We start from the raw sequence: 20,916 nt of genomic DNA on the forward strand, positions 1-20,916 counted from the left end.
CCTGTTCAGCACCGGGCGGCTAGAATCGGGGCATGATTCCGCTTCTGCCCTCATCCTCCGCCCTGGGCGCGCTCAGCCCCGCCCCCGGCACGCATTGGCTCGCCGTTGCCGCGATGCTCACAGACCTCGCCTTCGAGACCGATCCGAAAGGGCGGTTCACCGCGTTCGGCCCCGGCAAGGTGCTGGGACGCCAGCCTTCGGCGCTGATCGGCGTGGAGATCGCCAGCCTGCTCGCCACGGGCTGCCCGGAGGATGACGCGCTGACCACCGCGCAATTCCGCTCGATCATCGACACCATCTGCACCGAATGCGTGGCTTGGCACGGCAAGATCCGCCTCTCGCTGGCCGATGGCGACACCGGTAGCTTCCGTCTCGCCCTGGCGCCGCGCCTCGCCGGGGCGCGCGTGGCCGGGATCTACGGTATCCTCATGGATTTGGAAGCGCCGGAACTAACCCTGCCGGACAGCCATGCCGGCCACGCTGGCGACCCCGCTTTGCACCACGGCACCATGCTCGACGCCGAGACCGGCCTCTGGGCCGCCCGCACCTTCACCGAGGAACTGGCCCGCCGGTTTGACCGGCTGGAGGTGGAGGGCCAGCCCGGTTCGCTGATTTATCTCGGCTTCTCCCGCGCCGCCGCGGCGCTGCGCCCGGCGATCGCGCTGCGCCTGGCCGAGGAACTGCGCGACACCGTGCGCCCCACCGATCTGCTCGGGCGGGTGGACGAGACCACGATCGGGCTATGGTGCGATGGCATGGACCATCTGACCGCGGCCGAGCGCGCGGCGAAATTCTGCGCCACCTTGCCCGCTCTACTGCCGCAGCGCGCGGTGATCACCGTGGGCGTCGGCCCACGCTGGCCGGGCATCTGCGAGGAGACCGGCGCCGTGATGGACCATGCCAGCTTGGCCCTGCGCAGCGCCGACGCCGCCTGCGCCCAGGCAGGCGACGACGCCGGCGGCGCCTGGCGGGTATGGCAGCGCGATTAGCCGCGCTTGCAGGTCTTGATGCCGAACGGCAGATAGGCCGGGCAAATGCCGATGACCGAGGTGCCGAGCGGGATTAGCCCGAGCAGGCCCCAATAGGTCTTGGGGCCGACAAACACGAGGCTGAGCAGCACGAGGCCCACGATCGCACGCAGAATCCGGTCCAGCCCGCCGACGTTTTTGATCATGAGGAATTATCCTTCTTACGGTTGCGCCGCACGTGCGCGGCATCGTTACTAGAGCGCAAAACTTACGGTTCCGCCAGGGGCGCGAATCTTGTTTCAGCGCCCAACATCGCCTAATTCGGCGGCATGACCGAAAACAGCGAACCGAACGAAACCATCCCCCAGGACGAGTCCCTGATCGAGGCGCCCGACCAGCGCATCGCCGCGCTGGAGCAGGAGCTGCAGGAGATGCGCGATAAATGGCTGCGCGCCGAGGCCGAGATGGCCAATCTGCGCGCCCGCACCAAGCGCGAGGTGGACGATGCCCGCGCCTTCGCGGTGCAGAAATTCGCCCGCGACGTGGCCGAGGCCGCCGAGAACCTCAAGCGCGGCATCGACAGCCTGCCCAAGCCGGTCGAGGGCGAGCCCGAGATCGTGACCAAGATGCGCGAGGGCTTCGAGGGCATCGAGCGCTCGTTCATCGCGCTGCTGGAGCGCAACGGCATCACCCGCACCGACCCCACCGGCGCCGCGTTCGACGCCAATCTGCACCAGGCGATGGCCGAGCAGGAGAGCGCCGAGCATCCGCCGGGCACGGTGGTGCAGGCCTGGAGCCAAACCTGGCAGCTCAATGGCCGGCTGCTGCGCCCGGCCATGGTGGTGGTGGCCAAGGCCCCGCCCAACGAGCAGCCAAAGGTGGACGTGACGGCGTAAGCCGCGCACTCAGGGCGGGGCGGCGGATTGGCCGCCGCCCAGGCCGAATAACCCGCGCAGGAAGCCCGGGGTGAGCGCAGAGAACGGGTTGACGCTGACATCGGGGTTGGAGAGCTTGCCGCTGACATGGGCGCGCATGGCGATCAACCCGCCCCCCTTTTCCGCCGAAAACAACCGGCCGAGCAGTGGCAGCTTGCCGGGCAAGGAATTGAGCCAGTAGGCGGGGATCACCGTGGTATCGATGGCGCATTCGTCATCGGCGAGGCGAATGCTGCCCGCGGCGGTGAAGCCGAGCGAGGCCGAGAAGGCCCGCGCCTGGTTCAGGTGCAGCACGCCGTCTTGCAGCACAAACGGGATCACCGCGTGGTCGATGAGCAGGCCGGGGCCGGAGACAGCCTCGGCCACGCCGTAAAGCGTGAGCGCCTGCAGCAGCTTCGTCACCTCCGGCGCCTTCACCAGCCGCACATCCGTGAGCGTGGCTGTGCCCGCGGCCGGTTGTCCGGCGCCGTATTGCGCGTCGAGCGCCAGCGTGCCGCCGCTGGCGCTGTCATAGGCGTCGAGCGTGCGCAGTAGCGCCCCCGCATCGTCCGCGCGCACCGCCAAGGCGCGGCGCTCGGCGGTTTGCGGTGTGATGGTCAGGCTGAAGCCGTCCGCCTTGGCCGCGCCCCGCAGCACGGTGCCGCCCTGCCCCGCGCCGGAGAAGCTGAAGCCGCTGAGGCCGGGCGCGGGGTCCGCCGCGAGGTAGAGCGTGCCGAAATTCAGGTTTGCCGACCAGAGCGGGCCGCTGGGCGCGGTGGTTTTAGCTGGCGCAGGGCTGGCGGCGGATGCCTGGCGCTGGCGGCGCACATCCAGCACCGGGCCGGAGAGGCTGATCTGCCATGGCGCGCCCGTGCCGCCGGGCGGGGTGATGCTGCCCGTGGCCTCGGTGCGCCCGATCGCCGCGCGGGACAACACGAAGCCGCCCCCCTGCGCCGCGCCGCTCAGGCTCAACCCCGGCGCCTGGGCGCTCAGGTTGGTCAAACCGATGAGCTGGCCATTCCGCACGGTGGCGCTGAGCTGCGCCTGTCCTGGGGTTCCTGGCGCCTTCTCCCAGCCGAAGGCGGGCAAGGCGATCCCCGCCGCGGTGAGATCGGCGCTGACCGTGGCGCTCTGCGCGCCTCCGGCGGGGCCGGTGAGGTGAACGGTGAACGGCGCCACCCCGCTGGCTGGTCCAGAGGCGGTGCTGGCCTGCCCCACGCCCAGATAATCCCAAATCTGCGTCCCCGCGCTGCCGCTGAACTGCACATCCTGCGCGCCATCGGGGCGGGTCAGGTCCTGCCGCAGCGTCAGCGTCGCCGGTTCGCCGGCAAAATTTCCCTTGGCCTGCACGCGCAACGTCTGCACCGTCACGTCGAGATCGGCATCGGTGCCGGCAAAGGCCAGCGGCGGCAGCGGGGAGACCATATCCACCCCGCGCAGCGCGGCGCGCACATGCAGCGCGGTCTCAGCCAGCGCGACGCGAAGCGTAAACGGGATGCGCGCGGTGACGGTGGCGGTGACGCTGCCCGTCGCCTTGGCCAGACCGGGCGGGGCGTCGCGCAGCAGGTCAAGCGGCGGGGTGCCGAGCACGGCCACGGCATCGGGCAGGCTGCTCGCGAGCGCCACCGAGAGATCACCGAACTGGTCCTTCTCCGCAAGCCCGGTGATCGTCATCTCGCCGCTGGTGAGCGCGATGCCGCCGACATGCGCGCTCTCGGCGGTGACGATGGCGGTGTCTTTGTCGGGCATGGTGAAGCTGCCATTCAGCCCCGTGATGGGGGTAACGTCTTTCAACCAAATCAGCGTGAGGTCCTGGCCGGTGAAGCCGCCGGTCACGTCGTCCAGATGCAGGGCGGAGAGATCGCCCGGGGCGCTAAGGCTGAAGGTGAACGCGGCATTGGTGGCCAAACCAGCCGTGATGTTCTTGCTCACCCAGGCACGGGTATGGGGCGCTGCATCGGCCGGCCAATACGCAGGGAGGTCCTGGGCGCGCACGGCATCGGCGGTGAGCAGCAATGTGCCGCGCCAATCGGTCTGCCTGCGGGCGGTGAAGGTGAAGCCGATATGCGGCGCGCTGGCGCCGACAGGGGCGAGGGTGAGCTGCCCGCTGCTCACATCCACCGCTCCCGGCGCGATTTGCATGATGAAATGCCCGCCGGTGATCACCTCGCTCAGGCCGGGCCGGCCCAGCACGCCGGGGCCGAGGCTGACATCAAACGCGCCGCGCGCCAGGGTGTACCCAGAGCCGGGCCAGATATCGGCACGCAGCGAAACCGGCGCGGTGGTGCCGGTGAACCGCGCGCCGGTGCCGTCAACGCGCAGCGGCTGCCGGGCGCCGAACAGATCGGCCGGCGGCACGATCATATCCGCCGCCGGGATATTGGCGAATTCGACGCCCACGGCGTTGCGCACCGAGATGCCGCGCAGCCGCACCACGAAGGGCATGCCCCCGCCCTGGTGATATCCGGCCCAGGTCAGCTCCGCGCCGTCCATGCGCACCGAAATGCCCTGGCCGGAGGCGAGCGTGGCCAAGCGCGAGGCGAGTTCCGGCAATTCCAGCGGGCCGAAGGAGAGGCGAAAGGCGAGCAGGCAGACCGCGCCAAAGCCCAGTATGAGCAGCAGCATCACGATGCGCCCAAGCTGGTGCGCCGCCTCGCCCAAAACCTTCCATGCTTGACCTGAACGCAGCTTCATCCTGTTCTGCTTGCCAGATGCCCAGCACTTCCCACAAGCCGGTGTTTCCCAAACCCGCCGATGCCGAGGCCGCCAAGCGGCTGCGCGTCGATTTTTCCGAGCTTGGCGAAGCCCAGGCGCGCTTCGCCGCCAGCGCCGAGGGGGCGGCCCTGCTCGACGCGCTGGGCGGCAACGCGCCATATCTCGCGGAACTCGCCTGCCGCGACTCGGAGGCGCTGCTCGCCTGCATGACGTCCGGGGTAGACGCGCATGTTGCCGCGCTGTTGCAAACAGTGCGGGAATTGCCGCTCGACCTCTCGCGCCGCGAGGTGAGCGCGGCCGTGCGCCGGGCCAAGCGGCAGGCGGCTTTGGCCATCGCCATTGCCGATATTGGCGGGCTGTGGCCGCTGGAGAAGATCACGCTTGCGCTCTCTGATCTCGCGGGGACCACGCTGCGCGCCGCGCTGCGGCATTTGCTGCTGGACCTGCACGAGGCGGAGAAGATCACCCTGCCCTTCCCCGGCGAGCCGGAGCGCGGCTGCGGCTTCGTGGCGCTGGGGCTGGGCAAGCTCGGCGCGCATGAGCTGAATTACTCCTCCGATATCGACCTCGTGCTGCTCTACGACCCGGATTGCGCGGTCTATCCCGAGGACGCGCAAAGCATGATGGCGCGGCTGGCGCGCGACATCACCACCCTGCTCGCCGCGCGCGACGAGGATGGCTACGTGTTCCGCGTCGATCTGCGGCTGCGGCCCGACCCCTCGGCCACGCCGCCGGTCGTGGCCCTGCCCACGGCGCTGGCCTATTACGAGTCGCAGGGCCGGACCTGGGAGCGCGCCGCCTTTTCCAAGGCGCGGCCGATCGCGGGCGATATCGCGCTCGGCGAGCAATTCCTGGCCGCGATCCGCTCCTTCATCTGGCGCAAATATCTCGATTTCGCGGCGATCTCCGAAATCCACGAGATGAAACGCCAGATCGACGCGCAAACCGGCGGCGCCGGGCTGCTGGGGCTGGACGTGAAGCGCGGGCGCGGCGGCATTCGCGAGATCGAATTCATCGTGCAGACGCTGGGCCTCGTCTGGGGCGGGCAGGAACCGGCGCTGCGCATACCGCCGACACTGGACGCGCTGCCCGCCATGGCCAGGGCCGGGCATCTGCCCGAGCGCACGGCGCGCGAACTGGCGGCGGATTACCGCAAGCTGCGCCAGGTGGAGCACCGGCTGCAAATGGTGGGCGACCGCCAGACCCACGCCCTGCCCACCACCCAGGCGGCGCTGGAGGCGTTCACCATCTTCCTCGGCGAACCCGGATTCCTGCGTGACTTCCCCGCCCTGCTGGCGCGGGTGCATGGGCATTTTCGCTCCTTCTTCGATGCGGGGGCCGAGGAGCCGCCGCCGGCCCTCGACCCCGGAACCGACGGCCCGCCCCCCGCCGCCTTCACCGCCAAGCTGCAGGAGCTGGGCTTTGCCGACCCCCAGCACATCGCGGCGCGGCTGCGCGAATGGACGAGCGGGCGGCTGCCAGCGCTCCGGGCCGAGCGGGCGCGCGAGTTGCTGGAGCAGCTATTGCCGCATCTGTTCGGCGCGCTCGGCGCGCTGCCGGAGCCGGACAAGGCCTTCGCGCTGTTCGACACGCTGCTCTCGCGCCAGCGCGCCGGGGTGCAGTTGCTCTCGCTGTTCACCCGCCATCCGGCGCTGTTGCAGCGCGTGGCGGCGGTACTCGGCGCGGCCCCGGCCCTGGCCGAGCAACTGGCGGAAGACCCGCAGGCGCTCGAAGGCCTGCTCAGCCCCAGCGCCCGCTTCGCCGCGCCCAAGCCGGTGCTGCGCCGCCAGCTGGCGGAGGCCGAGGATTTGGAGCAGGCGACGGAGATCACACGGCGCTTCGTGCGGCAGGAGGAGTTTCATCTTTCCGTAGCCACGCTGGAGGGGCGTATCGACGCCGACGCCGCCGGGCGGTTGCGCACGGCGCTTGCGGAATCGGCGCTCTCGCTGCTGCTGCCGCGCGTGCTGGCGGCGCATAAGACGCGCTATGGCCGCGTGCCGGGCGCGCGCTTCGCCGTGGTGGCGATGGGCAAGGCCGGGGCCGGCGAGATGCTGGCGGGGTCCGACCTCGACCTGATGCTGATCTATGACTACGCCCCGGCGGATATCGCGCCGACGCCGTATTTCGTGCGTCTCAGCCACGCCTTCACCGCCGCGCTCACCGCCCAGGGCAAGGAGGGGCAGCTTTATCACATCGATATGCGGCTGCGCCCCTCGGGCAATCATGGCCCGGTGGCGGTGGCGCTGGAGGCGTTCCGCCGCTACCACGCGCAGGAATCCTGGACCTGGGAGCGCTTGGCCCTGACCCGCGCGCGGGTGCTGGCGGCGACGCCGGGCTTCGCCAAGGTGGTGGAAGCGGCCATTCGCGCCGCGCTGGAGCGCGAGCAGAGCGCCGAATCGATCCTGAAAGACACCGCCGATATGCGCGACCGCCTGGCCGCCGAACTGCCGCCCCGCGGGATGTTCGACGTGAAAGCCCTGCCCGGCGGCATGATGGAGGTGGTATTCGTGGCGCAGGCGCTGCAACTCGTGCATGGGCCGCGCCGGCCGGAGGTGTTCCAGCCCAACACCGCCGCCGCGCTGCGCGCGCTGGAACGGGCGGAGCTGCTGGATGAGCCGGATGCGGGGCTGCTGCTGCGCGCCGACCATTTGTGGCGGACGATTCAGGGCGTCAACCGCATCACGGGCCTCTCGGAGCGCGCCAGCGACCCTCCCACCGCGCTGGCGGCGCCGCTGCTGCGCGCCACCGGCACGGCCGATTTCGCCGAGCTGCGCCTTGTCATGGCGCAGACCGCCGCCCAGGTACAAGCCTGTTTCAACCGCATCATCAGACGAGGAGACATCACATGAGTTTGGCCGAAGGCGACAAGGCCCCCGATTTCTCGCTGCCCGCCACGGGTGGCCGCACCGTCTCGCTGGCATCGCTGAAGGGCAAACCCTTCGTGCTCTATTTCTATCCGCGCGCCGACACGCCGGGCTGCACCAAGGAGGCCTGCGCCTTCCAGGACGGATTGCCGGAATTCTCCAAACTCGATGTCACTGTCATCGGTGTCTCCAAGGACTCGATGAAGGCGCTGGAGAAATTCGCCGAGAAATATTCGTTGCAGTTTCCGCTTGCCTCCGACCCTGAGGCCGAGGTGATCAACGCCTATGGCGCGTGGCAAGAGAAATCGATGTACGGCAAGAAATACATGGGCATCGAGCGCTCAACCGTGCTCGTCGACGCCAAGGGCAAGGTCGCGAAACTGTGGCCGAAGGTGAAGGTTGCCGGTCATGCCGAGGAGGTGTTGGCGGCGGTGCAGGCGCTGGGCTGAGCCCGCGCCGGGGGGAAGCTTAACATCGTGCGGGTGGCGAACTGAATTTTACGGCAAGTTAACGATTATCGCGGCATCATGAATCCACGTTAGGAAAGAGGATGCTGTGCCGTGAACGAAGTCCTGGATATTCGGCCGTCGCCACCCGAATCGCGTTTGGCCGCCGCTCTGCCAAAAACGCAGGATGAGGATAGCAGCCCGCAGGCTTTGGACGCCTATGAGATTCTCGATAGCGAGCCGGAAAAATCCTATGACGACATCGCCAAACTCGCGGCCTTTGTCTGCGCCGCGCCGGTGGCGGCGATCTCTTTCTTCGACCATGGCCGCCATTGGGTGAAGGCCCGCAGTTGCACCCCCGCCTTTGCCGACAAGCCCTTCGAGCTGCCGCGCGGCACGGTGCGGGAGGCCGCGCTGCACGAGCCGGGGAAATTGCTGCATGTGGCGGATATCCAGGCGGATGCGCGCTTTGCCCGCGTGGCCGCGCGATCCGGGCGGTTGCGCCTCTACGCCGCCGCGCCGCTCTGCTCGCCGACGGGCGATATTCTGGGCAGCCTCGCCGTAATGGACCGGCGCGTGCGCACGCTCAGCCCCGAGCAATGCCACGCGCTGGAAACCCTGGCCCGGCAGGTGATGCAATTGCTGGAGATGCGGCGCACGCTGATCGGCCTGTCCGCGGCCAACGCGAAACTCGGCCAGCAAAACGTGACCGACGCGCTCACCGGCATTCCCAACCGGCGCGCCTATGATCAGAAGCTGAGCGAGGAAGCCGCCCGCGCCCAGCGCACTGGCGCGCCGCTTTCGCTGCTGCTGCTCGATATCGATAATTTCAAGCAATATAACGACAGTTACGGCCACCCGGCGGGCGATACCGCGCTACAATCGGTCGCCCGCGTGCTGCTCTCCAGTCTGCGGCCTTACGATTTCCTGGCGCGCTATGGCGGCGAGGAATTCGCCATCATCCTGCCCGCGACCGATCTTGCCGACGCCTTTCTGGTGGCCGAGCGAGTGCGCGGGCTGGTCGCGGCCTCGGAATTTCCGCACCGCAAATTCACGGTTTCCATCGGTGTGTCGCGGCTCGATACCGAAGCCGGGCCGCGCGCGCTGGTGCAGGCCGCCGATATCGGGCTCTACCGGGCCAAGGCGGCGGGGCGGAACAAGGTGGTGATCGGCAAGCTCAACGACCACTCCCCGGTGGGCTCGGCAACACCCTGATTATTTCTGCGTCTTTGGGCAGTAATAGGTGCTGCGGCCAGATTGCGTGATGCATTTGATGCCATGGCAGGCGGGCGGGCCGGGGCAGCGCTCGCAAGCCTCTCCGGCACGGCCATAAACCTTCCAGGCATGCTGAAAATAGCCCAGCTCGCCATTGGGCTGCACGTAATCGCGCAGGCTCGACCCGCCCGCCGCGATCGCCTCGCGCAGCGTGTCGCGGATCGCCTGCACCAGCGCCTCGATGCGTGGACGCGAGATCTTCCCGGCAGCGCGGCGCGGGTCGATGCCGGCGCGGAACAGCGCCTCGCTGGCGTAGATATTGCCGATACCAGCGACGATGCGCTGGTCGAGCAGCGCCGCCTTGATCGCGCTGGTTCGACCCTTGAGCGCCGCCGCGAGCACCGGGGCGGAGAATTCGTTGCCCAGCGGCTCCGGGCCCATGCCAGCGAGCAGTTTGTGGCTGTCCTCCTCGGCGGTGGGCACCAGATCGAGCACCCCGAACCGGCGCGGATCGACAAACCCGACCCGGCCGCCCTCCTCGGTCTCGATGGTCAGGTGCTCATGCGCGGCGGGCGGCGCGTCGAGCAGCATCCGCCCGGACATGCCGAGATGGATCAGCACAGACTGCCCGTTATCGAGGCGCATCAGCATGAACTTGCCACGGCGGCGAAAGCCCAGCACGCGCGCCCCGGTGAGCACGCGCGGCAGCTCTGGCGGCACCGGCCAGCGTATGTCCGCCCTGTGCAGCGTGGCGCGCTTGATACGCCGCCCGGTGAGGCGGGCATCAAGCCCGCGCATTACGGTCTCGACCTCGGGTAGTTCCGGCATGATGATCCGGCTATACTGCCGCGCATGAGCCAGAACAATTCCAACGAGACCGCCGATTTCGGTTTCAAGACCGTCCCCCGCGGGCAGAAAGCCGCCCTGGTGCGGGAGGTCTTCGACTCCGTGGCCGGCAAATACGATGTGATGAACGACCTGATGTCGCTCGGCGTCCACCGGTTATGGAAGCGCGAATTCCTCACCGCGCTCGACCCGCGCCCCAATTACACGCTGCTCGATCTCGCCGCGGGAACGGGGGACATCACCTTCGGCTGGCTCAAGCGTGGCGGCGGCAAGGTGGTGATGTCGGACATCAACGCCGCCATGCTCAGCGTCGGGCGCGACCGCGCGGCCGCCAACGGCTATCTGGGCGATATCGAGTTCCTGGTGGCCGATGCCGAGAAGCTGCCCCTGCCCGATGCCAGCTTCGACCGCATCTCCATGGCCTTCGGCCTGCGCAACTGCACCAATAAGGACAAGGTGATCGCCGAGGCGCGGCGCCTGCTGAAGCCGGGCGGGCGGTTCATGGTGCTGGAATTCTCGCGTCTGCAGATCGCCGGGCTGAGCGGGCTTTATGACGCGTGGTCGTTCGAGGCGCTGCCGCGCATCGGCCAGATCGTGGCCAAGGACGCCGCGAGCTACCAATATCTGGCCGAGAGCATCCGCATGTTCCCCGACCAGGAGACGCTGAAGCGCATGTTCGAGGATGCCGGGCTGTCGCGCGTGACCTACCGCAACCTCTCTGGCGGCATCGCGGCCATCCATTCCGGCTGGCGCCTGTGAGGAAGCTGCTGCTCATCGTCACCGGCGGCATCGCGGCCTATAAGGTGCTGGAGCTGGTGCGCCTCGCCACCAAGGCGGGCTACGGCGTGACCGCCGTGCTGACCAAAGCCGGGGCGCAATTCGTCACCCCGCTCTCCTTGCAGGCGCTCACCGGCAACAAGGTGTACCAGGATCTGTTTTCGCTCACCGATGAGAGCGAGATGGGGCATATCGAGCTCTCCCGCGCCGCCGACCTGGTGGTGGTGGCGCCGGCCAGCGCCGACATGCTGGCCAAGATGGCGGCGGGGCTGGCCGATGATCTGGCCTCCACCCTGCTGCTGGCCACCGATAAGCGCGTGCTGGTGGCTCCGGCGATGAATGTACGGATGTGGGAGCACCCCGCCACCCAGGCCAATATGGCGCTGCTGGCCAAGCGCGGCGTGCTGGTGGTGCCACCCGAGCAAGGCCCGATGGCCTGCGGCGAGTTTGGCCCCGGCCGTCTGGCCGAGCCACCAGCGATCCTCGCCGCCATCAGCGCCGCCCTCGCCGATGGACCGCTGCGCGGCCGCCACGCGATCGTCACCAGCGGGCCGACGCATGAGCCGATCGACCCGGTGCGCTACCTGGCGAACCGCTCCTCGGGCAAGCAGGGCCACGCCATCGCCGCCGCGCTCGCCGCGCTGGGGGCGCGGGTCACGCTGGTCAGCGGCCCGGTGAGCGTGCCGGACCCCGCGGGGGTGCGGGTGGTGCGGGTGGAGACGGCGCGGCAGATGCGCGAGGCCGTGCGCGCCGCCCTGCCCGCCGATATCGCGATCTGCGCCGCCGCCGTGGCGGATTGGCGCGTCGAGGAAGCGGGACAGAAGATCAAGAAGGATGGCTCGGGCCAGCCGCCCGCGCTGCATCTGGCCGAGAACCCGGACATCCTGGCCGAACTCTCCCAGCCCGGCCCGCAACGCCCCCGGCTGGTGATCGGCTTTGCCGCCGAGACCGAGAAACTGGCCGAGCACGCCGCCGCCAAGCGCGCGCGCAAGGGCTGCGACTGGTTGGTGGCCAATGATGTCGGCGGCACCGGCATCATGGGCGGCGATGAGAACGAGATTCTGCTGCTCACCGAAGCCGGGGCCGAGGCCTGGGAGCGCATGGACAAAACCGCGCTGGCGCAAAAACTCGCCGCGCGCATCGGAGAATTTTTTGTATGAACGTGACTGTGAAGATCCGCCGCCTGCCGCATGGCGAAGGGCTCGAACTGCCGCATTACACCACCGCCGGCGCGGCGGGGATGGATCTGCTGGCGGCCGTGGGTGAGACCGTGACCATCGCGCCGGGCGGGCGGGCGCTGATCCCCACCGGGTTCTGCATCGCCCTGCCGCCGGGCTATGAGTTGCAGGTGCGCCCGCGCTCGGGGCTGGCGCTCAAGCACGGCATTACCCTGCCCAACTCCCCCGGCACGATCGACGAGGATTACCGCGGCGAGGTCGGCGTGATCGTGCTCAACACCGGGGCCGCGCCATTTGAGGTGACGCGCGGCATGCGCATCGCCCAGGCGGTGGTGGCGCCGGTGGTGCGCGCGCTGTGGCAGGTGGTTGAGGATCTCGACGAGACGGAGCGCGGCGCGGGCGGGTTCGGCAGCACGGGACATTAGGTTTAACCCGGCGGAGGCTTGGGCGCGCGCGTGACCAGCGCCAGGCCCGGCCCCTCCCATGGCTGAATAGAGGCATTTGGCGAGTTTTCGTCAATGACTAGGCTCGATTCACGGGCCTGGGCGCTGTAACGCAATCGCCATGCGATGCCTGGGTGACAAACCCCCGCATGCTGGTTAAGGGAGCAAAAGCAACCTCACCGAACGCCAGGCGGTACGATGACGAATTATACTCCCACGGCCCTGGCCGGGCGCCGATTGCCGAACCGCTGGGATGGGGTGGCGCTGCTGCTGGTCATGGGCCTGCTGATCGCCCTGGTGGATGTGGGCCGCGGCACCATCTCCACCTCAATCGCCACCATCCAGAACTCGCCGATCCACCTGGACCCGGCCTATCTGCCCTATTACGCGCTGCGCTCCACCGCGCGCATGTTCGCGGCGCTGTTCTTCTCGCTGCTGTTCACCTTCACCTATGCCACGCTGGCGGCGAAATCGCGCCGGGCGGGCATGGTGCTGATCCCGATCCTCGACATCCTGCAATCCGTCCCCATCCTGGGCTTCCTCACCTTCACCACCGTGTTCTTCCTCGGGCTGTTTCCGGGCAAGGTGATGGGCGCCGAGCTGGCCTCGGTGTTCGTGATCTTCACCTCCCAGGCCTGGAACATGGCCTTTTCCTTCTACCAGTCGCTGGTCACCCTGCCCAAAGATTTACAGGAAGCCGCGCGCAGTTTCCGCCTTAGCCCGTGGCAGCGCTTCTGGCGGCTGGACGTGCCCTTCGCCATGCCGGGGCTGGTGTGGAACACCATGCTCTCAATGTCCGGCGGCTGGTTCTTCGTCGTCGCGTCGGAGGCGGTGACGGTTGGCAACACCACCTTCCAGCTTCCCGGCATCGGCTCTTACGTGGCCACCGCCCTGGCGCGGGAGGATCTGCCGGCCATTCTCTACGCGATCAGCGCCATGCTCGTGGTGATCCTGCTTTACGACCAGCTCCTGTTCCGCCCTCTGGTGGCTTGGTCGGCCAAGTTCCGCTTCGAGACCACGGCGGTGAGCGCCGGACCGGAACCGTGGATGCTGAAGATCCTGCGCCGCACCGCGCTGTTTCAGGAGATCGGCGATGTCCTCGGCGGAGCCTTGCGCACCATCACCCGCCTGCGCCTGACCCCGCCCGTGCGCGCGCAGATCGACGAAAGTCGCGAACCCTCCCGCTGGTTCGACGGGGTCTGGTTCGTCTGCATCGCGCTGGTGGCCGCCTATGCGAGCTACCGCATCTTCATCTTCGTCTCGGCCACGCTGCATTGGTCAGATCTCGGCACCGCCGTGCTGATGGGCTTCTACACCCTGCTGCGCGTGATGGTGCTGATGACCGTGGCGGCGCTGATCTGGGTGCCGATTGGCGTGTGGATCGGGCTGCGCCCCAAGGTCACGCGCATCGCGCAGCCGATCGCGCAGTTTCTCGCCGCCTTCCCGGCCAATTTGTTGTTCCCGCCCGTGGTGCTGGCCATCGTGTATTTCCACGTCAGCCCCGACATCTGGCTATCGCCGCTGATGCTGATCGGCACGCAATGGTACATGCTGTTCAACGTCATCGCCGGGGCCGCCGCATTTCCCGGCGACCTCAAGGAGGCGGTGTCGAATTTCCAGATCAGGGGTTGGCTGTGGTGGCGCAAGGTAATGATCCCGGCGATCATGCCCTTCTTCATCAACGGCGCGCTCACCGCATCGGGCGGCGCATGGAACGCCTCGATCGTCGCCGAGGTGGCGAGCTGGGGTAAAACCAACCTCGCCGCGCACGGCCTGGGCGCCTATATCGCCCAGGCCACCGCCAATGGCGACACCGCGCGCGTCGTGCTCGGCGTGGTGGTGATGTCGGGCTTCGTCATCGTGGTCAATCGTATCCTCTGGCGGCCGCTATTTGATTACGCGACCCGCCGCAGCACTCTGGGGTAAGCCTATGGATCAGAATCTCGGCGCGCCGCTGGTCACCGTCAGCAACTGCCGCCAATCCTACCACAAGGACACCACGGCCGAGCTGGTGGTACTCGATGATGTCAACCTGACGCTGCACGAGGGGGAGATCGTCGCGCTGCTCGGGCGCTCAGGCTCGGGCAAATCCACCCTGCTGCGCATCGTCGCCGGGCTGCTCAAGCCAACGGCGGGCGATGTGCGCTGGCGCGGCCAGCCCTTGCGCGGCCCGGTGCCCGGCGTCGCCATGGTGTTCCAGAGTTTCGCGCTATTCCCCTGGCTCACCGTGCAGGAAAATGTGGAGCTGGGGCTGGAGGCGCTGGGCATGAGAAACGACGAGCGCGAGGAACGCTCGGAAGAAGCGATCGACCTGATCGGTCTTGGCGGTTACGACACCGCCTACCCCAAGGAGCTCTCAGGCGGCATGCGCCAGCGCGTGGGGCTGGCGCGCGCGCTGGTGGTGCACCCCGATCTGCTGCTCATGGACGAGCCGTTTTCGGCGCTCGACGTGCTGACCGCCGAAACGCTGCGCACCGACCTCATCGACCTCTGGATGGAAAAGAAGCTGCCGGTGAAATCCATCCTGCTGGTCACGCACAACATCGAGGAAGCCGTGCTGCTGGCGGATCGCATCCTGGTCTTCTCCTCCAACCCTGGCCGTGTGGCGCATGAGCTGAAAGTGCCCTTCAAGCACCCGCGCAACCGCTTCGACCCGGCCTTCCGGCAGACCGTGGACGATATTTACGGCATCATGACGCGCCGCGCGCCCAAGGAGGTTCAGCCCGCCACCGCCGCGCCCACCGGCTTCGCCACCACGCTGCATCCGGTCTCCACCAACCTCATCGCGGGTCTTATCGAAACGCTGCATGCCGCGCCCTATGAAGGCCGCGCCGACCTGCCAGCCCTGGCCGCCGCCCTGCAATACGAGGTGGACGATCTGCTGCCGCTGGGCGAAACGCTGCAACTTCTCGGCTTCGCGCGGCTGGAGGAAGGCGATTTGTTCCTCACCGAAACCGGCCGCAAATTCGCCGATGCCGAGACCGAGGACCGCAAGGAGATCTTCGGCGCCGCGCTGCGCGCGCATGTGCCGCTCGTCAACGCCATCCGCGCCGTCATCGACCAGCGCTCCAACCATCGCGCCTCGGCGGTGCGGTTCCGCGACGAGCTGGAGGATCATATGTCCCCCGATTATGCCGAGGAGACCCTGCGCGCCGTGATCTCCTGGGGCCGCTACGCCGAAATCTTCGAATATGACGAAGAGGCGCAGCAATTCAGCCTGGAAGAAGAGGATGAGGAAGAGGAGGCCTGAGCCTCCCCTTCCCGGCCGCGGTTACATCGCCGCTTCGAAAATGCCGATCACCTGCGCCAGCGTGGCCTTGCGCGGGTTGGTGAGCATGCAGGCATCCTTCTGCGCGTTTCCAGCCATTACCGCATGATCCTCGGCCTTCACGCCAAGCTGCGCCAACCCGGCGGGAATCCCGATCGAGCCTGAGAGTGCCTTGATCGCGTCGATCGCCGCCTGCGCGGCATCGGGGGTGCTGAGGCTCTCGGTGTTCACGCCCAGCAATTCGGCAATGGTGGCGTAACGCTCGGCGGCGGCGATCAGGTTAAACGCCGACACATGCGGCAGCAGGATGGCGTTGCACACGCCATGCGGCAAATTGTAAAATCCGCCAAGCTGATGCGCCATGGCATGCACATAACCCAGCGAGGCGTTGTTGAACGCCATGCCCGCCAGATATTGCGCGTAGCACATGGCCGCGCGCGCCTCCATGTTCTCGCCATTCGCCACGGCCTTGGGCAGCCATTCACCGATCAGCGCGATCGCCTTCTCGGCGCAGGCATCGGTAATCGGCGTGGCGGCGGTGGAGACGTAAGCCTCCACGGCATGGGTCAGCGCATCCATGCCGGTGGCGGCGGTGAGCGCGGGCGGCATCGCCACCATCAGGCGCGGATCATCGATGGCGATGAGCGGCGTGCAGCGCCAATCCACGATCGCCATTTTCACATGATTGCTGGAATTGGTGATGATGCAGAAGCGCGTCATCTCCGAGGCCGTGCCAGCCGTGGTGTTGATCGAGATCAACGGCGTCATCGGCACGCTGGATTTATCGACGCCCTCGTAATCGCGGATATGCCCGCCGCCCGCCGTGACCAGGCCAATGCCCTTGGCGCAGTCATGCGATGAGCCGCCGCCCAGCGAGACGATGAAATCGCAGCCAGCGTCCTGATAAGCCTTGACGCCATCATGCACGTTGATGTCGGTGGGGTTCGGCTCGGCACCGGCGAAGATCACGGCCTCGAGCCCCGCCTCGCGCAGATAGGAGGCGATCAGCTCGGACACGCCCATCTTGTGCAGCCCGGCATCGGTCACGATGAGCGCCTTTTTGGCGCCCAGCGCCTTGGCGCGCGGCCCGGTCTCGCGGGCGCAGCCCGGCCCGATCAGCGTGACGCAGGGAATGAAGAAGCTGTCTGTGCGGTCGGCGATGTTATGATAACCCATGTCATTTCCTCAAGCTTTTGTAATGTTAGCGACGGCGGCGCAGGCCGCCCGCCTTGGGGCTTGAGCAAATCACATGCCAGTTACACAACCGTCGGCAATCTCAGGAAACTTTCCGAGATGGGGGAGATGGGGCGATCCATAACAGGACAGGCGCACCCCAATTCAGAACACTGTCGGTCAGCGCCGGATGGCCGACCAGTAAACCGGCCGGCGCCCGGCGGCGATGGCCTTGGCCTCATAGCGCGTATGCGGCCAGCCCTCGGGGTGGTCGGTCATGCGCGTGACCGTGAACAGATCCTGCGCGCCCATCACCTCGTCGGTCCATTCCTGGTAGGTTGGGTCGTCTGAGGCGATGCGCCACTCCCCACCCTCGCGCAGGGCGCGGGCGACTTCCGTCACCATGTCGGGGTGCACGAAGCGGCGCTTGGCGTGGCGCGCTTTCGGCCAGGGGTCGGGGAACATCAAGAACAGCTTGGAGAGCGCGCCCGCCTCGAAGCTGCGCAGCAATGGGCGGGCATCGCCGGTGAACAAGCGCAGATTGGGCAGCGGCTCGGGCGCGTCCACGCCATCCGGCGCGATCTTGGCCAGCAGCGAGCAAATACCGGTCTCGAACACCTCGGCGGCGATGTAGCCGATATCGGGGTTGCGCGTGGCCAGCTCATAGGCGTGCTCGCCGCCGCCGAAGCCGACTTCCAGCCAGATCTCGCGCGGGGTGATGCCGAAGGGCGCCTCCGGCCAGGCGGTGCGGGGCAGGAACGCCTCCAGCAGCCATTCCTGGCGCGGGCGGAGTTTTTTGCCTTTGATGCGGCCATAAAGCCGGTCGGGGATGGGTTTGATCTTCATGTTGCCTTCCTATGCCAGCGGGCCAGCACCGCCCCCAGCAGCGGCTGCAGCGATACGATGCCGAGGATATGCCCGAAGCAAAGGCAGCGTGGCACCCGCCGAAATACATTGTCTGGATGCAGAAGCCGACCACGGCCAGGCGCAGCCAGATCGGCGTGGGGGGCATCACAAACAACTCGGCCTGGAGCGCGGCTTTGCCACCCCCAGGCCCGAAAAACTTAAGCTTGTCGCGCCGCCACCGCAGGCTGGCGGCGCAACTCTCAGGCTCAGCGCCCGAACGCGCTCTTCAGCGCCGGCACCAGGTCGGTCTTCTCCCAGGTGAAGGTGCCCAGCTCCGGGTCCGGTGTGCGGCCGAAATGGCCGAAGGACGAGGTCGGCACATAGATCGGGCGGTTGAGCTGCAGATGCTCACGGATGCCGCGCGGCGTCAGGTTGACCAGATCGCGCAGCACCTTGGCCACCTTCGCCTCGTCGATATCCTTGCCGGTGCCGTGCAGGTCCACATAGAGCGAGAGCGGCTGCGACACGCCGATGGCATAAGAGAGCTGCAGCGTGCAGCGCTCGGACAAGCCAGCCGCGACCACGTTTTTGGCCAGATAGCGGCAAACATAGGCGGCCGAGCGGTCCACCTTGGTCGGGTCCTTGCCCGAGAACGCGCCACCGCCATGCGGCGCCGCGCCGCCATAGGTGTCGACGATGATCTTGCGCCCGGTGAGGCCACAATCGCCATCCGGACCGCCGATCTCGAAGATGCCGGTCGGGTTGACGTAGAACTCCTTGTCCTCGGGCATCCAGCCCTCGGGCAGCGCCGCCTTCACGATCGGGCGCAGGATTTCCTTCACCCGGTCCGGGGTATAGCCGGGCTCGTGCTGAATGGAGACGACCACCGAGGTCGCGCCCACCGGCTTGCCATCCACATATTTCAGCGTCACCTGGCTCTTGGCATCGGGCAGCAGGCCCTTCACCTGGGAGTCGGCGGCGTGGCGCAGCTCGGAGATGCGGCGCAGGATCAGGTGCGAATAATAGATCGGAGCGGGCATCAGCGCCTCGGTCTCGGTGCAGGCATAACCGAACATGATGCCCTGGTCGCCAGCGCCTTCGTCCTTGTTACCGGCGGCGTCCACGCCCACGGCGATATGCGCCGATTGCGCGTGCAGATGCACCGCCACCTCGGCGTTCTTCCAGGAGAAGCCCTCCTGGTCGTAGCCGATATCGCGCACCGCCATGCGGGCGAGATGAGCGAGGTATTCCTTGGTGATGTGCTCCGGCCCACGCACCTCGCCCGCGAGCACGATGCGGTTGGTGGTCACCAGCGTCTCACAGGCGACGCGCGAATACGGGTCGGCGGCCAGATAGGCGTCGACCACGGCGTCGGAGATGCGGTCGGCAACCTTATCCGGATGACCTTCCGAGACGGATTCAGACGTGAACAGAAACTCGCCGCGATCGCGCATAATGTGCAATACCCCCAAAATTCCAGGCGGACCCGATGACCCATCCGGCCCCCGGGGTCAATACCCCGGCGGGCACGGCACTTTTGCAGAATAAAGAAATCAGAGGCGCAGGAAATCGCGCATCGAATACAGCCCCGCCGGCTGGGCGTGCAGCCATAGCGCCGCGCGCACCGCGCCCGAGGCGAAGACCCGGCGGTCGAAGGCGTGGTGGGTCAGGGCGATCTGCTCGTCTCCGGCGGTGAACAGTACCGAATGGCTGCCCACGATCTGCCCGCCGCGCAGCGTGGCGAAGCCGATCTCGCCATCCTTGCGCGGGCCGGTATGGCCATCGCGGCCCGAGACCATGACCTCCTCCAGCCTCACCCCCCGCCCCTGCGCCACGGCGCGGCCCAACGCCAGCGCGGTGCCCGAGGGGGCGTCCACCTTCTGCCGGTGGTGCATTTCCAAAATCTCGGCGTCGTATTGGTGCGGCGGCAGGGCGTGGCCGAGCTTCTCCGCCAGCAGCAGCAGCAGGTTTACCCCGGTGCAGAAATTGGGCGAGGCGATGATGGGGATGGTTTTCGCCGCCTCGTCGATGGCCGATTGCTCCATCGCGCCATATCCAGTGGTGCCCAGCACCCATGGCGTCTCGGTGGCGGCCAGGGCCACGGCATGCGCGGCCACCGTGCTGGCATGGGTGAAGTCGATCACCACATCCGACTCCCGCGCCAGCGCGGTGATGTCGGAGAAATGCGGCGCGCCCGCCGGTCCACGCCCCGAACGGCTGGTGCCACCCGCGAGCGAGGCGGCGGCGGCGGCCTCCTCGGCCAGATAAATACCCATGCGGCCGGAGATCCCGGCGATACCGATGCGAATTGTCATGCCCGCAGATTACCCGGATTCGCCGCGCGCACAAAAAAGTGTTGCTCATACCGGAGGCGCAACTTGCAAACCCAGCGCAACGGGGTGTTAACTGCGTCGTAATCTTGGGCGACGCTTTCCTGCACGAAAAATCAACGCGCTTCAGGGACAAAGCCAATCATGAAACAAAACATGCTGAAAGCTGAAACCGCGCTTTGTCTGCTGGCTCTCACGCTGGCGGGCTGCACCGGGGCCAGCCCCGGCCCCAACACCGCCGACGCCAACATGTTGAACGTCGCCGACGCCGCCGTCGCCAGTGACAATCCGGATATGGCGCTTAGCATCAGCCAATCGGTGCTGGCGCACGACCCCAATAATCTGCAGGCGCTCTATCACGAGGGCGCGGCCTATTACGCGCTGGACCGTTGCGAAGACGCGATGGCGGCCTATCGCGTGGCGCTGAAGGTGGACCCGAAATCATCCGAGGCGGAAACCGGCATTGGCCGCTGCCTGCTCCGGCGCAACGCGATCGAGGCCGAACAGGCCTTCAGCGCCGCGGTGCAGGACGATCCGGGGAATGCGGAGGCGTTCAACGATCTCGGCATCGCGCGCGATCTGCAAGGACATTACGCCGCCGCCAGCGACGCCTATCAGCAATCGCTACAGGTTTCGCCAGGCATCGCGGCGACCGAGGTCAATCTCGGCCTGTCGCTGGCGCTCTCCGGCCGGGCGGCGGATGCGCTGCAATATCTCGGCCCGCTCGCCACCAGCGACCAGGCGACCCCGAAGATCCGCGCCGATTACGCCGTGGCGCTCTACGCCGCCGGGCGGACGGACGACGCGCGGCAGGTGTTGAGCGCCGACCTGCCGCCCGACAAGGTGAACCAGGAGATCGGCGCCTTCGCCGCCCTGGTGGCGCAACCGCAAGCGGCGGCGCCGGAGCGACTCTCCAGCGCCGCGCCCGACTAA

At 67.5% G+C, this 20,916-nt stretch carries 18 protein-coding genes; 11 read left to right on the forward strand and 7 right to left on the reverse strand.

Annotation, left to right across the window (positions count from 1 at the left end):
- Positions 1–32: 32 nt before the first annotated feature.
- Positions 33–989, forward strand: coding sequence for a hypothetical protein (locus LI953_RS00975; RefSeq protein WP_227074099.1), 957 nt, complete (start codon positions 33–35; stop codon positions 987–989).
- Here LI953_RS00975 and LI953_RS00980 read toward each other — a convergent pair.
- Entirely contained in the window at positions 986–1,174 is a 189-nt protein-coding gene (locus tag LI953_RS00980; protein WP_227074100.1) for a DUF2892 domain-containing protein, read from the reverse strand. The genes LI953_RS00975 and LI953_RS00980 overlap by 4 nt on opposite strands.
- A gap of 123 nt (positions 1,175–1,297) precedes the next feature.
- Between LI953_RS00980 and LI953_RS00985 the strand changes: the two genes are divergently transcribed.
- Positions 1,298–1,864 carry a nucleotide exchange factor GrpE gene (locus tag LI953_RS00985; protein WP_227074101.1) on the forward strand — a complete coding sequence of 189 codons (567 nt, stop codon included), beginning with the start codon at positions 1,298–1,300 and terminating at the stop codon, positions 1,862–1,864.
- Between the two features lie 9 nt (positions 1,865–1,873).
- Here LI953_RS00985 and LI953_RS00990 read toward each other — a convergent pair whose 3' ends face one another.
- Positions 1,874–4,576, reverse strand: a complete 2,703-nt coding sequence (locus tag LI953_RS00990; RefSeq protein WP_227074102.1) for a DUF3971 domain-containing protein — start codon at positions 4,574–4,576, stop codon at positions 1,874–1,876.
- A 17-nt stretch (positions 4,577–4,593) separates the two neighbouring features.
- Between LI953_RS00990 and LI953_RS00995 the strand changes: the two genes are divergently transcribed.
- The 3 genes from LI953_RS00995 to LI953_RS01005 all read left to right on the forward strand — a co-directional run bounded on the left by LI953_RS00995 (position 4,594) and on the right by LI953_RS01005 (position 9,122).
- Positions 4,594–7,446 carry a bifunctional [glutamine synthetase] adenylyltransferase/[glutamine synthetase]-adenylyl-L-tyrosine phosphorylase gene (locus tag LI953_RS00995; protein WP_227074103.1) on the forward strand — a complete coding sequence of 951 codons (2,853 nt, stop codon included), beginning with the start codon at positions 4,594–4,596 and terminating at the stop codon, positions 7,444–7,446.
- The gene (bcp, locus tag LI953_RS01000; RefSeq protein ID WP_227074104.1) at positions 7,443–7,910 is read left to right on the forward strand and encodes a thioredoxin-dependent thiol peroxidase; all 468 of its coding nucleotides are present in this window, start codon (positions 7,443–7,445) and stop codon (positions 7,908–7,910) included. The genes LI953_RS00995 and bcp overlap by 4 nt, the downstream gene beginning before the upstream one ends.
- 111 nt (positions 7,911–8,021) lie before the next feature.
- Positions 8,022–9,122 carry a sensor domain-containing diguanylate cyclase gene (locus LI953_RS01005; protein ID WP_227074105.1) on the forward strand — a complete coding sequence of 367 codons (1,101 nt, stop codon included), beginning with the start codon at positions 8,022–8,024 and terminating at the stop codon, positions 9,120–9,122.
- On the opposite strand, the gene mutM is transcribed toward LI953_RS01005, so the two are convergent.
- Complete coding sequence (gene mutM / locus LI953_RS01010) at positions 9,123–9,950, reverse strand: bifunctional DNA-formamidopyrimidine glycosylase/DNA-(apurinic or apyrimidinic site) lyase (RefSeq protein ID WP_227074106.1); 828 nt, start codon at positions 9,948–9,950, stop codon at positions 9,123–9,125.
- A 24-nt stretch (positions 9,951–9,974) separates the two neighbouring features.
- Here mutM and LI953_RS01015 point away from each other — a divergent pair, with 24 nt between their 5' ends.
- From LI953_RS01015 to LI953_RS01035, 5 genes are all read left to right on the forward strand, one after another.
- Positions 9,975–10,727, forward strand: a complete 753-nt coding sequence (locus LI953_RS01015) for a class I SAM-dependent methyltransferase (RefSeq protein WP_227074107.1) — start codon at positions 9,975–9,977, stop codon at positions 10,725–10,727.
- On the forward strand, positions 10,724–11,905 hold the full coding sequence (gene coaBC, locus LI953_RS01020; RefSeq protein WP_370635723.1) for a bifunctional phosphopantothenoylcysteine decarboxylase/phosphopantothenate--cysteine ligase CoaBC: 1,182 nt from the start codon (positions 10,724–10,726) through the stop codon (positions 11,903–11,905). The genes LI953_RS01015 and coaBC overlap by 4 nt, the downstream gene beginning before the upstream one ends.
- On the forward strand, positions 11,902–12,348 hold the full coding sequence (gene dut / locus LI953_RS01025; RefSeq protein ID WP_227074108.1) for a dUTP diphosphatase: 447 nt from the start codon (positions 11,902–11,904) through the stop codon (positions 12,346–12,348). Before coaBC ends, dut begins: the two co-directional genes overlap by 4 nt.
- 216 nt (positions 12,349–12,564) lie before the next feature.
- Positions 12,565–14,292 carry an ABC transporter permease subunit gene (locus tag LI953_RS01030; RefSeq protein ID WP_227074109.1) on the forward strand — a complete coding sequence of 576 codons (1,728 nt, stop codon included), beginning with the start codon at positions 12,565–12,567 and terminating at the stop codon, positions 14,290–14,292.
- 4 nt (positions 14,293–14,296) lie between these two features.
- Positions 14,297–15,616, forward strand: coding sequence for an AAA-associated domain-containing protein (locus tag LI953_RS01035; RefSeq protein ID WP_227074110.1), 1,320 nt, complete (start codon positions 14,297–14,299; stop codon positions 15,614–15,616).
- A 21-nt stretch (positions 15,617–15,637) separates the two neighbouring features.
- Here LI953_RS01035 and LI953_RS01040 read toward each other — a convergent pair whose 3' ends face one another.
- The 4 genes from LI953_RS01040 to dapB all read right to left on the reverse strand — a co-directional run bounded on the left by LI953_RS01040 (position 15,638) and on the right by dapB (position 19,962).
- The gene (locus LI953_RS01040; RefSeq protein ID WP_370635727.1) at positions 15,638–16,795 is read right to left on the reverse strand and encodes an iron-containing alcohol dehydrogenase; all 1,158 of its coding nucleotides are present in this window, start codon (positions 16,793–16,795) and stop codon (positions 15,638–15,640) included.
- A gap of 192 nt (positions 16,796–16,987) precedes the next feature.
- Positions 16,988–17,653 (reverse strand): tRNA (guanosine(46)-N7)-methyltransferase TrmB, encoded by a 666-nt coding sequence (gene trmB / locus LI953_RS01045; protein ID WP_227074112.1) that lies wholly within the window; start codon positions 17,651–17,653, stop codon positions 16,988–16,990.
- 266 nt (positions 17,654–17,919) lie between these two features.
- The gene (gene metK, locus LI953_RS01050; RefSeq protein ID WP_227074113.1) at positions 17,920–19,107 is read right to left on the reverse strand and encodes a methionine adenosyltransferase; all 1,188 of its coding nucleotides are present in this window, start codon (positions 19,105–19,107) and stop codon (positions 17,920–17,922) included.
- Between the two features lie 99 nt (positions 19,108–19,206).
- Complete coding sequence (gene dapB / locus LI953_RS01055) at positions 19,207–19,962, reverse strand: 4-hydroxy-tetrahydrodipicolinate reductase (RefSeq protein ID WP_227074223.1); 756 nt, start codon at positions 19,960–19,962, stop codon at positions 19,207–19,209.
- A 177-nt stretch (positions 19,963–20,139) separates the two neighbouring features.
- Here dapB and LI953_RS01060 point away from each other — a divergent pair, with 177 nt between their 5' ends.
- On the forward strand, positions 20,140–20,916 hold the full coding sequence (locus LI953_RS01060; RefSeq protein WP_227074114.1) for a tetratricopeptide repeat protein: 777 nt from the start codon (positions 20,140–20,142) through the stop codon (positions 20,914–20,916).

The sequence above is a fragment of the Acidocella sp. KAb 2-4 genome (assembly GCF_020567705.1).
Taxonomy (GTDB): Bacteria; Pseudomonadota; Alphaproteobacteria; order Acetobacterales; family Acetobacteraceae; genus Acidocella.